The sequence below is a fragment of the Pseudoalteromonas arctica genome (assembly GCF_012927645.1).
In the GTDB taxonomy this organism is placed as follows: Bacteria; Pseudomonadota; Gammaproteobacteria; order Enterobacterales; family Alteromonadaceae; genus Pseudoalteromonas; species Pseudoalteromonas arctica_A.
On the sequence record NZ_JABBMT010000012.1, the window covers coordinates 87045 to 98839 of the forward strand.

General features: G+C 39.8%; 8 protein-coding genes. 4 read left to right on the top strand and 4 right to left on the bottom strand.

Translation table 11 applies throughout. The annotated features are described in order from the left end of the window. Window positions 1–37 precede the first annotated feature (37 nt). Window positions 38–1441, bottom strand: coding sequence for a M20/M25/M40 family metallo-hydrolase (locus HHO47_RS09830; RefSeq protein ID WP_169020146.1), 1404 nt, complete (start codon window positions 1439–1441; stop codon window positions 38–40). Window positions 1442–1665: 224 nt separating this feature from the next. Between HHO47_RS09830 and dbpA the strand changes: the two genes are divergently transcribed. Next, window positions 1666–3054, top strand: a complete 1389-nt coding sequence (gene dbpA, locus HHO47_RS09835; protein ID WP_169020147.1) for an ATP-dependent RNA helicase DbpA — start codon at window positions 1666–1668, stop codon at window positions 3052–3054. Between the two features lie 7 nt (window positions 3055–3061). On the opposite strand, the gene HHO47_RS09840 is transcribed toward dbpA, so the two are convergent. After that, window positions 3062–3646 (bottom strand): DNA-J related domain-containing protein, encoded by a 585-nt coding sequence (locus HHO47_RS09840; protein ID WP_169020148.1) that lies wholly within the window; start codon window positions 3644–3646, stop codon window positions 3062–3064. A gap of 79 nt (window positions 3647–3725) precedes the next feature. On the opposite strand from HHO47_RS09840, the gene HHO47_RS09845 reads away from it, so the two are divergent. Further along, window positions 3726–6542, top strand: coding sequence for a tetratricopeptide repeat protein (locus tag HHO47_RS09845; protein ID WP_169020149.1), 2817 nt, complete (start codon window positions 3726–3728; stop codon window positions 6540–6542). Between the two features lie 166 nt (window positions 6543–6708). On the opposite strand, the gene rho is transcribed toward HHO47_RS09845, so the two are convergent. Next, a complete protein-coding gene (gene rho, locus HHO47_RS09850) occupies window positions 6709–7968 on the bottom strand; it encodes a transcription termination factor Rho (RefSeq protein WP_169020150.1) in 1260 nt (419 codons plus the stop codon). 181 nt (window positions 7969–8149) lie between these two features. Next, entirely contained in the window at window positions 8150–8476 is a 327-nt protein-coding gene (trxA, locus tag HHO47_RS09855; RefSeq protein WP_145239901.1) for a thioredoxin TrxA, read from the bottom strand. Between the two features lie 90 nt (window positions 8477–8566). On the opposite strand from trxA, the gene rhlB reads away from it, so the two are divergent. After that, the gene (gene rhlB, locus HHO47_RS09860; RefSeq protein ID WP_169020151.1) at window positions 8567–9844 is read left to right on the top strand and encodes an ATP-dependent RNA helicase RhlB; all 1278 of its coding nucleotides are present in this window, start codon (window positions 8567–8569) and stop codon (window positions 9842–9844) included. A 47-nt stretch (window positions 9845–9891) separates the two neighbouring features. After that, window positions 9892–11385 (top strand): guanosine-5'-triphosphate,3'-diphosphate diphosphatase, encoded by a 1494-nt coding sequence (gene gppA / locus HHO47_RS09865; protein WP_169020152.1) that lies wholly within the window; start codon window positions 9892–9894, stop codon window positions 11383–11385. Window positions 11386–11795: the final 410 nt, after the last annotated feature.

The following is an 11795-nucleotide window of genomic DNA, read 5'->3' on the forward strand; positions in this document are numbered from 1 at the left end:
CAAAGCAGAAAACTGTAAGCAAGTATGTTTGGTTTGTTTATTTACTTGCTACAGGCTTTGCTTTAATTGTAGTTTTAGCATCAGCTGCCATAAACGCAAATACAGCATATGCTGCGGTATTTTGTTTAAGTTTAGCCGGATCTATTTTATCAAGTATGTCATCAGCGGTGTGATGGTAGTCAAAGTAATCAGTACCGTCTTGGTGTAGCTCAAAAATTGGTGCGCTGGTGGCATTTTTAAATGGAATTAAATCAGGCCCACCATTAGCGCTATTTTTACCTATGTATTCAACATTTAGCGGCGCAAGTTGCTTGGCTATTGCACGCACTACTGGCAACGAGGCTGCAGATACATTCGATTCAAAGCCATACACTACATCAGCACCAAAGTCAGATTCAGCGGCGGCAACAATTTTATCAAGTTCATTCGCATGCTGTTTAAAATAAGCTTTAGCGCCCCATAATCCTAGCTCTTCAGCGGCAAATAACACTACACGAATACTGCGTTTAGGGCGCTTTATTTCACTAATATGTTTAGCTGCCGCCATGGTTAACGCAACACCTGCACCATCATCAAGTGCGCCAGTGCCTAAATCCCAAGAATCTAAATGACCGCCAATCAGTACGTACTGTTCAGGGTTTTGTGTGCCATTGAACTGACCAATCACGTTATAGCTAGTACCTTGGCCGCGATCTTCAGTTTGCACATTGATATTTACGGTAACATTTTTACCTAGTGCAACTAAGCGAGCTAGCTGATCTGCATCAGGATTAGCAATGGTCACATTAGGAATTTTCGTAACACCGTCTTGATAGTGACTGCCTCCGGTATGAGCAAAGCGGTGGTGTGCAGTGCTAACAGAACGCATCATATAACCAATCGCCCCTTTTTTTGCAGCCTCAACTGAACCTGTTGAGCGAGCACGTACAGCAGGGCCATAACCATTACCATCAATGTCGCGGTTCATACGGTAGTTAATATAGGCAATTTTACCCTTCAAGCTATTTGCTGGTGCTGCGATAAGTTCATCAAGGGTTTCAAATAATATAACTTCAGCAGTAATACCGTCTTTTGGTGTGCTCACACTATGACCTAGTGCGGTTAAATGTAGTGTTTGTTCACTCGGGGTAAGAATCTTACCGCTTTCACTGAAGCGGCGCCATTCAGGGAAAGTTGCTTCTTCTAGCCATACTTTATCAAAACCAAGCTGGTTAAATGTGGCTTGTGCCCACGCAACAGCTTTTTTATCGTTTTCTGTGCCAGGTAAGCGAGGTCCTATTTCAGTAGTAAGCGATTCAAGCAATTGATAGCTTAGCTCGCTGTTACTGGCGTTAGTTCTAAGTTCAGCAATTTGCTGAAGTTGCTTCGCGGTAAATTCAGGTTCGGCGGCATTGGCTAAAAAGCTGCCGGCGAGCAGTAATCCGATGATGATTTTTTTCATTATTGACCTAGTTATATTTTCAAGTGAAGGTTAGTAAAGCATTTAATGCTGAGCAACAAAAGTAGATGAGATAAATGCCTATCGGTGGTGATGTTATGGTGAATGTTTATTGAGAATATAGTCAGCTTAATGGTAGCAATTTGTATATTCTGCTATTATGCAGCATAACTAAGTCGGGCATCTGCAGCGGCTTTTCATGTTTACTTTTTGCACTGGAAATTACTTTGACCGTTACAGCTTTTTCATCTCTCGCTTTACCATCTGGGTTGATAGATAACTTATCAACATTAGGTTACACCCAAATGACCGCTGTACAGGCGCAAAGCCTGCCGGCAGTGCTTGCAGGTAAAGATATCATTGCACAAGCTAAAACGGGATCCGGTAAAACCGCCGCATTTAGTTTAGGCGTGCTTGCAAAGCTCAATGTGAAACGTTTTCGTATTCAATCATTAGTACTTTGCCCAACTCGTGAGCTAGCAGAGCAGGTTGCTGTGGAAATGCGTAAATTAGCGCGCGGTATCCATAATATAAAAATATTAACGCTATGCGGTGGCGTGTCGATTGGTCCACAAATTGGCTCACTAGAGCATGGTGCACATATTATTGTTGGTACACCTGGGCGTGTAGATGATCATATTCGCAAAGGTACGCTACGTTTAGATGATGTTGAAACTTTAGTGTTGGATGAAGCCGATCAAATGCTTGATATGGGCTTTCAAGATACTTTGGATGCGATTATTGAGCGTATTCCAAAACAGCGTCAAACTTTATTATTCAGCGCCACTTTTCCGCGCGCAATAGAAGCGATTGCCAAACGTGTATTAAGCAACCCTGTGATGGTGAAGGTTGAAGAAGAGCAAGAAAAAAGTACGATCAAACAGTACTTTTATAAAATGGATAATAACAAACAACGTTTTAATACATTAAAATTGTTGCTGCTGAAGTTTCAGCCTGAAAGCTGTGTGGTGTTTTGTAATACCAAGGTCGAAACTCAACAGGTGTGTGATGATTTAGCTGATGAAGGCTTCAGTGCCGTGTCATTGCATGGTGATTTAGAGCAGCGAGATCGTGAGCGCACCTTGATCCACTTTGCTAATAAAAGCGCCTCGATTTTAGTGGCCACTGATGTAGCCGCTCGTGGTTTAGACATCGATGATATGGATATGGTGATTAACTACCACCTTGCCCATGACCCACAAACCCATGTACACCGTATTGGTCGAACTGGTCGTGCTGGTAAAAAAGGCATTGCATGCTCTATTTATGGCGATGCAGAACAATTCAAAGTGGCACAAATTGGTGACCATTATGAATGTGATTTTTTACCAGAACAATTACCGCCATTTAGCCTACTTGAAAAGCCACCATACAAACCACAAATGGTGACACTAATGATCGATTCAGGTAAAAAGCAAAAGGTACGCGCAGGTGATATTTTAGGTGCATTAACCGGTAAAGATGGTGTTGCCGGACGTCAGGTCGGTAAAATTAATGTGCTTGATAATGTGGCTTTTGTAGCTGTCGAACGAAATAGCTCAAAGCCCGCGCTACGAAAATTAACGGAAGGTAATATTAAAGGCCGTAAAATTCGTGCCCGTCGTTTAACGCGTTAATTATTGCTTATGATGTTTTTGAGCAGCTTGCCCTAAGCTGCTCATATTCATTTTTTAACTGTTTAAACTGCTCTGCATTACCATGTTGTTTATCTGGATGATAGTGTGTTGCCAACTGCCGCCAGCGCTTTTGTAATACCTGCATAGAAAAATCGTCAGGTAATTCCCAGCGCTTCAATAATGTATGGCGTTGTTGTTGGTCAAGCGTAGTTATTGCTGGCGATGCACGAAAAGTATGCCAAAAGTTATCTAATAGTGATTTAACTGCTGTTATCGAGGCGTCGTAATTTTGCCAATCTAGATAGTACGCTTGTAATGAGTCATGCGCTGCGATGGTTATTTTATCTGGATTATCGGTGAGCTCTATATGTAAACTGGCTACCAATAAATATTGATTTGGCAACAGTTGTTGTTGCAACTGATAAAGTGCATTCATAATTAAAAAGTTACGTTTAAATAGGTCACGGTATGGATCTGTATCTAAGTCATTAATTACACCACGCTCAGATAATTTCAATGCTAAAGTGTGAATCTTCCAAATGTGCTTCGTTAAAATTAACTCGAAAATCTCATCAATCAGTGGGTTAAGCATTGTTTACAGTCTAGTTATTGGTGTATCTTGACTAAACTATCATAGCTTCTACTGCTAACAAAGTTCCAAGGAAAAAATTATGCTGGGTCAGTTTAAGCGCCTATTCTTTATTTGTTCGATTAGTGTACTTGGCGTTTTTTCTCAAGCAGGTAATGCTCAACAACCTATCGCACTTTTTGAACAATTCAAAGTTACAGATGAATGGTCTGAAAAGCAACGGTTAGCAACCCAATTACTGTCTACACAATTATCAAATCAACAACAAGTTACTATTTATTCTAGTCTAGCAGAGCATGCGTTTGAGTTGAGTAATTATCCCCAAGCATTGTATTATTTTCAGCTACTCGAGCAGCATAGTACATTTGAAAAGCTACCTGAGCTACACTTTAGAGCTATAAAAATGCAAGGTGTAGTACAATATTTTCAAGGTTTATTGCAACAAGCCATAATTAACTACAGCCGTGCTTTAAACTTGGCGGTGCGTTTAAAGAGTCCATTAAAACAAGCCAACTTATTGAGTAATATTGGCCTTGCATACTTTAATATGCATAACATGGAGCTTGCTTTAGATTATTATCAGCAGGCAAAAGCACTTTATGAAATTGATGGTAGCGCACAAGACCGAGCCGACATTCTTCATAACATTGCGGGCATCTATATTCGTTTATCTAGCTATGATTCGGCACTCGAAATTTATCGCGAAGTGCTCGACGTATTTCAGCAATTAGGTGATGAAGAGGGAGTTGCTCGTGCCTATGGTAATATGGGGGTTGCTTATACTGAGTCGGGTAAAAATCAATTAGCGCTGCACTATTACCAGCTTGCTTTACGCTATTATCAAAGTGTTAATGACGCCTATCAATTATCTGTACAGCACACAAACCTAGCTAACATAAATTTAAAAATCGATGAGTTGGATACTGCTTTGTATCACGCGAAAACAGCTCAAAAATACGCTCAGCAGATAGATAATCAATCTTTACGGTTAGCTTCTTTACATGTTTTAGCTAAAGTGCAATTAGTGATGGGGGACATTGAGATTGCGGAGCAAAATTTACAACAATCAATATCACTAGCCAAAGAATATAAAGATGAATTGCGTATTCAAGATGGCTTAGGTATCGAGGCATTATTAAGCGCTGGTGCTGGTGACTATAAGCGAGCTATTCATTTGCATCAGCAGTTTGTTGATTATCAACATAGCATAACCAGTGAAGAGGTCATGAAAGCGTTAAATGTATTTCAGTCTCAGTTTCAGTCGAATCAGTTAAACCAGGAAATTAAACAGCTTAAACAAGAGCGTAGTCTACAAGAATTAAAGATTGAAAAACGTTCACAGTTAACCATTTTACTGTCGATAGTGCTGATGTTGGTATTGACCTGTGCAGTGGTATTATATCGCCGTGCAATTGAAAAAAAGGCTAAAACTCAATTAGAGCAAAAAGTTGAACAACGTACTCAAGAATTACAATATGTGGCGCAAGAGCTACGTGCCGCGAATCAAGTTAAGAGCCAATTTTTGGCTAATATCAGCCATGAAATACGCACACCACTTACTGCTATTTTAGGGCAAACAGACGACTTGTTACATGGTTTGTATCAGCCTCAACAATTACAAGCAGAATTGTTAGTTATTAAAAAGCATAGCGATCATTTAAAAGATTTAATTAATGATGTGCTCGATATTAGTAAGATAGAAGCAAACCGTTTAGATTTACATGTTAGCGAGTTTGATCTCGTGGAGGTTGTTAATGATGTTTATGCTATGTCGAGTATGCAGGCTAAAAGCAAAGATTTAACGCTGTTATTAGAAAATCACTTAGGCTCGAGCTATTGGACTAAGTTAGATATGATCCGCGTTAAGCAAATATTAATAAATCTACTGACTAATGCGATAAAGTTTACCGAACATGGCTGTGTCACTCTGCATATTAATCACACGGAACAAGGCGTATGCTTTAAAGTGATTGATACGGGGATTGGTATGAATACAGAGCAAATAAAAAATATTTTTGAATGTTTTCAACAGGGTGATAATACTATAACTCGCAGGTTCGGTGGCTCAGGACTTGGATTGAGTCTTTCCCAACAATTAGCAATTATGATGGGGGGTTATATTAGTGTTGAAAGTGAGTATGGTAAAGGCAGTGAGTTTATTTTTAATGTGCCATGCAAAGAGTATGCGCCAACCCTCCTTGCTACCGACAACTCAAAACCAGCCGCAACTAAAGGTCTAGTTGGGCGAGTATTATTAGCAGAAGATCATCCCGACAATCGTAGACTAATAACGCGTTTTTTAAAGTCAATTGGCCTTGAAGTGATTTCAGTAAGTAATGGTGAGCAAGCGGTTGAACAGTGTCTCAGTGAATTTCCTGATGTTGTTTTATTAGATATACAAATGCCAGTAATGGATGGCCTTAGCGCATTTGAACTGTTAAAAAAGTGTGGTTTTAATAACCCTATTTTTGCGTTAACAGCTAATGCAATGAGCCATGAGATAGCTAATTATATAGCGATGGGATTTACTGGCTATTTAAGCAAACCAATAGAAAAAGATGCGTTTTATCAGGCACTCTCAGCGCATTTAAATAGCGCCAGCACGCTACCTTTAGCTAATCCTGACATTAGTGATTTAGTGGCGAGTTTTATTGCCAGCTTTGATGATGAAATAGAATCACTTACACAGCACCTTGCAGCAAAGGAGTATATTGCATTACAGCAAGATAGCCATCGTATCCTTGGTGCCGCACAGATATTTTCATTAACAGATGTAGCTAATGCCGCGATGCGCTTAGATAAAGCGCTCTTATCACAAAAACATCAACCCATCAGTGATGCGGACATAAAAAAGTTAGTTGATGATTTGATTAACCAGTTATCACAACAACAGACTTAAAAGAGCTGTATAAGCTTAAAAGCTCGTTACTTTAAGGCTAGTCAAAAGTAAGCTAATCCTAACCAATAAAGTAATTAATAAAACAAATTTATAATAGGAGTGAGATTGAGGCATAGGTGAAAAAAATGCCTGTATTAACAGGCATTTTAGAATCTAGTAAAGAGAATTATTGGCGCTTCATCGAATCAAAAAATTCATCATTGGTTTTACTCATTGAAAGTTTATCAATTAAAAACTCCATGGCATCAATTTCAGACATTTCATGAACTATTTTGCGTAAAATCCACATTTTCTGTAGTTCAACTGGTTTAGTGAGTAATTCTTCACGGCGTGTTCCCGATCGGTTAAAGTCGATCGCAGGGAATACACGCTTTTCAGCAATCTTACGATTTAAGTGTAATTCCATATTACCAGTACCTTTAAACTCTTCGTAGATAACTTCATCCATCTTAGAGCCGGTATCGATAAGCGCAGTTGCGATAATAGTTAAACTACCACCTTCTTCAACGTTACGTGCAGCACCAAAGAAACGCTTTGGTTTATGCAGGGCATTAGCATCAACACCACCAGTAAGTACTTTACCAGATGAAGGGATTACGGTGTTATAAGCACGTGCTAAACGCGTGATTGAATCCAGTAAGATGATTACATCTTTTTTGTGCTCAACTAAACGTTTTGCTTTTTCAATGACCATTTCAGCAACTTGTACGTGACGGCTCGCAGGCTCATCAAACGTTGATGCAATTACTTCGCCTTTTACAAGACGCTGCATCTCAGTTACTTCTTCAGGACGCTCATCGATAAGTAATACCATCAAGGTTGCATCTGGGTGGTTATGGGTAATTGATTGCGCAATATTTTGTAGTAGCATTGTTTTACCCGCTTTTGGCGGTGCTACTAATAAACCACGTTGACCACGGCCAATTGGGGAGGCTAAATCAAGTACTCGAGCAGTAATATCTTCTGTACTACCATTACCGCGTTCCATACGTAAACGTTCGTTTGCATGTAGCGGGGTAAGGTTTTCAAAAAGGATTTTAGTACGAGAGTTTTCAGGTTTATCAAAATTTACTTCGTTTACTTTTAGTAATGCAAAGTAACGTTCACCGTCTTTAGGTGGACGTATGAGACCCATTATAGAATCACCAGTACGCATACTAAAACGACGAATTTGGCTAGGTGATATATAAATGTCATCAGGACCAGCTAGGTAAGAGGCTTCTGATGATCTTAAGAAACCAAAACCATCCTGCAAGATTTCTAATACACCACCGCCAAAAATATTCTCTCCACTTTTGGCGTGGGCTTTAAGGATAGCAAAGATAATATCTTGCTTTCTTAAGCGGGCTACGTTTTCGAGCCCCATGGACTCAGCTAAGTTTACAAGTTCTTTGATCGACTTGTCTTTTAATTCGCGTAAATGCATATTGGTGGGTTCTTTATTACAGTTATCATGCTCATATAATCGATATTGATTAGTGAGAGAGGTTTGTTGGTAAACTAAGGATTAGTTGGCTTTATAAACTAGCAGGTCATTCGCTAGGCGTCCAGTCTTTATACAAAAAAATTTTAAAAAAAGGGCGGTTGCCCTTTTTTTAGGCATATTTTTAGATGTTATTTTCTAAAAACTCAACGAGTTGAGTTTTAGAAAGTGCACCAACTTTAGTTGCCGCAACTTGGCCTTCTTTGAAAAGAAGTAACGTAGGAATACCACGAATACCAAATTTAGGTGGTGTGCCGGCATTTTGGTCGATGTTTAATTTACCGATTACAACACGGCCATCAAACTCTTCTGCCACTTCATTAAGAATTGGCGCGATCATTTTACACGGTCCACACCATTCTGCCCAAAAATCAACTAATACAGGCTTGTCTGATTGTAATACGTCAGCTTCAAAGCCATCGTCAGTTAATTGAATAATTTTCTCGCTCATTGCGCTCTCCGATAAGTTAGGCGAATTATTTAATGCGTATTTAAACACTCTTGTTTCTTATTGCAAGTTTAAACGTTATGCTTAAACGCTATGACTAAGACACATTTGACCGATAAAAAGTTTTCAGACTTTGCTATTGCACCGGAAGTGGTTGCCGGGTTAACCGAAAGTGGGTTTGAATATTGCACACCCATACAAGCTAAATGCCTACCTTTTATTTGTGATGGCCGCGACATTGCGGGTCAAGCACAAACAGGTACAGGCAAAACGTTGGCGTTTTTAACTGCCACATGCCATCGGTTATTACAATCTAGCAAAGCACCTAGTAAACATCCAAGAGCCCTGATCATGGCGCCTACTCGGGAGCTTGCGATTCAGATCCACAAAGATGCAAAAATTTTAGCGCCACACTGTAATCTTAACTTAGGTTTAGTATATGGTGGCGAAGATTACGAAAAACAACGTGCTCAACTAGAAAAAGGCGTAGATATTTTAATTGGCACCACAGGGCGCTTAATCGATTTATATAAACAAGGGTGTTACACCCTCAATGAAATCGAAGTAGTGGTACTTGATGAAGCCGATCGTATGTTCGATTTAGGCTTCATAAAAGACATTCGTTATATGTTCCGCCGTATGCCGGATACATCACAACGCCTTAATTTATTATTTTCAGCAACGTTATCGTATCGCGTTCAAGAACTGGCGTTTGAGCACATGACAAACCCAGAGCATGTACAAATTGAACCCGATGTGAAAACTGGCAAACGCATTGTTGAGGAGTTATTTCATCCTTCTCAAGAAGATAAAGTTAAGTTGTTATTAACTTTGATTGAGGAAGAATGGCCTGAGAAAGCCATTGTGTTTGCAAATACTAAACATAGCTGTGAAACGGTTTATGCATGGTTAAAGTCTGATGGACACCGAGTGGGAATGCTCACTGGTGACGTAAATCAGAAAAAACGTCAATCAATTTTAGCGCAATTCTCTAAAGGTGATTTAGACTTCCTAGTGGCAACGGATGTTGCCGCTCGTGGTTTACACATTCCTGCAGTAAGCCATGTATTTAATTTCGACTTACCAGATGATTGCGAAGATTATGTTCACCGTATTGGCCGTACTGCACGCGCTGGAGCATCGGGTAAGGCAATTAGTTTTGCATGTGAACAGTACGCATATAACCTTCATGAGATTGAAGAATACATAGAGCACAGCATTCCTTTATCACATTACGATAAAAGTGCATTGCTTGATGATGTAACTAAGCCTACTATTCATAGAAAGCGTAATTATTCAACAGGCTCACGTAGTCGTAGTAACAACAGCGGACGTAGACCAAATAATAGTTATCAAAAAGCACGGTCGTAATTTCGACCGTCGTTATAGTCGTAGTAGTAACTAGAGGTTTTTGAACGGTGGGGCAACTTGAACCGCAAAAAAATATTTATGCAGTAATTGATTTAGGATCTAACAGTTTTCATATGTTGATCGCTAAGTCAATTGCTGGCGGCCTGCAAACCATAGGCCGAGTTAAACGAAAAGTCAGATTGGCGGCAGGGCTTGACGAGAATAATCTGTTAAGCACTGAAGCTATGCAACGAGGTTGGGAGTGCTTGGCTCTGTTTGCCGAGCGTCTTCAAGATATTCCCAAAGCTAACATAACTATTGTTGCAACTGCTACCTTGAGGCTAGCAACCAACGCTGATGAATTCAAAGAAAAAGCAGAGCAAATTCTTGCTCACAAAATTAATGTCATTAGTGGTGAACTCGAAGCCCGCACTATCTATAAAGGCGTTGCGCATACATCTTCATGTAGTGGTCGCCAACTAGTAATAGATATTGGCGGTGCCAGTACCGAGGTCGTAATAGGTAAGGGGTTCGACGCACTACATTACAAAAGCCTAAACATGGGCTGTGTTACCTACCTGGAACGTTACTTTAAAGACTGTCAACTCAATAATGCTAATTTCAATGCCGCTATTAAAGCTGCACGAGTTGTTATTGATGATATAGCGCCAAGTTATAAAGTGGTAGGTTGGGAAGTTGCATCAGGTGCATCGGGTACTGTACAAGCTATCCAAGAAATTATGGTGGCACAATCACTCGATGAAACATTGAGTTTAGGTAAACTCAACAAGATTAAAAAACAATCTATTGCCTATGGGACTATCGCAGAGTTAGATTTACCCGGCCTTAGTGAAGAAAGGCGTTTGGTTTTTGTGTCAGGGCTCGCTATTTTAATTGCTTTATTTGAAGCGTTTGAAATTGATAAAATGGGATTAGCAGGAGGAGCTCTTCGAGAAGGCGTGCTCTATAACATGATCCCTGAATTTCATAATCATGATATTCGAAAGCGCACAGTTGATGGCCTGATGAGCCGTTATCATGTCGATCAAAAACAAGCGAACCGAGTTGCAGAACTCGCCAGTCACCTCGCAGCTCAAGTCAGCCAGCAGTGGCCACTATTCAACAATAGTGGGCTGCCTTTACTAAAAGCGATTGCGCAATTGCATGAGATTGGTTTGTTAATTGAGTATAAGCAATATCAAAAGCACACCGCTTATATTTTAGAAAACACCGATATGCCAGGCTTTTCACAATCGGAGCATAAAATTATTGCGGCTGTAGCGAATGCACATCGTTCAGATCTACAAAAGAATGTTTTTGAGTATTTAGGCTGCCATGCTCAGCTTACTCAGTATGTAACACGATTGCTTAGGATCGCAGTGATCTTATCAATGCGTCGCCAAGATGATGTATTACCAAAATTAGTATTAACTGTTAATAATGACGCTCTAACACTAATATTTGAAAATGATTGGCTAAAAGCTCACCCGCTCATGGCAAGTGAGCTCCAACAAGAGTCTAAACAGCAAGCAAAAGCTGGTTGGAAGTTTATTGTTAAGTAATAAAAGGGCTGTAAAAGCCCTTTTATTGTATTAAAAACCACCTTTATGTACTAAATTTGTTCGAACAGTCAATTAAATCAAAAAAGATCAAAAAAAGTGTTGATCTGTTTTTGGATCTCCCTATAATGCGACCCCACTGAGACGGGGAACGCCAACGCATAGCGGGGCACAAACAACTCAGAGAGTTAAATAAAACTTGAGTTTAAATCATCGTAAGGAAGTTTAAAATTAAGTCTTGACTCGAAAAATAAAGGATGTATTATACGCATCCCTAGCGACAACGTCGCAACGTTCTTTAACAATATAAAGCAATCATCTGTGTGGGCACTCGTACAGATTGAGTTCTAACAGCCAAGCTTAGTTTACTAAGTGAGGCAAACAAATTTAGAGTCTCAATTGAAACTGAGTGA

What these genes read in the sequence shown, in the direction of transcription:
- HHO47_RS09840 (WP_169020148.1), bottom strand. Translation starts at nt 3,646, where the DNA reads ATGCTTAACCCACTGATTGATGAGATTTTCGAGTTAATTTTAACGAAG.
- HHO47_RS09845 (WP_169020149.1), top strand. Translation starts at nt 3,726, where the DNA reads ATGCTGGGTCAGTTTAAGCGCCTATTCTTTATTTGTTCGATTAGTGTA.
- rhlB (WP_169020151.1), top strand. Translation starts at nt 8,567, where the DNA reads ATGACTAAGACACATTTGACCGATAAAAAGTTTTCAGACTTTGCTATT.
- HHO47_RS09830 (WP_169020146.1), bottom strand. Translation starts at nt 1,441, where the DNA reads ATGAAAAAAATCATCATCGGATTACTGCTCGCCGGCAGCTTTTTAGCC.
- trxA (WP_145239901.1), bottom strand. Translation starts at nt 8,476, where the DNA reads ATGAGCGAGAAAATTATTCAATTAACTGACGATGGCTTTGAAGCTGAC.
- rho (WP_169020150.1), bottom strand. Translation starts at nt 7,968, where the DNA reads ATGCATTTACGCGAATTAAAAGACAAGTCGATCAAAGAACTTGTAAAC.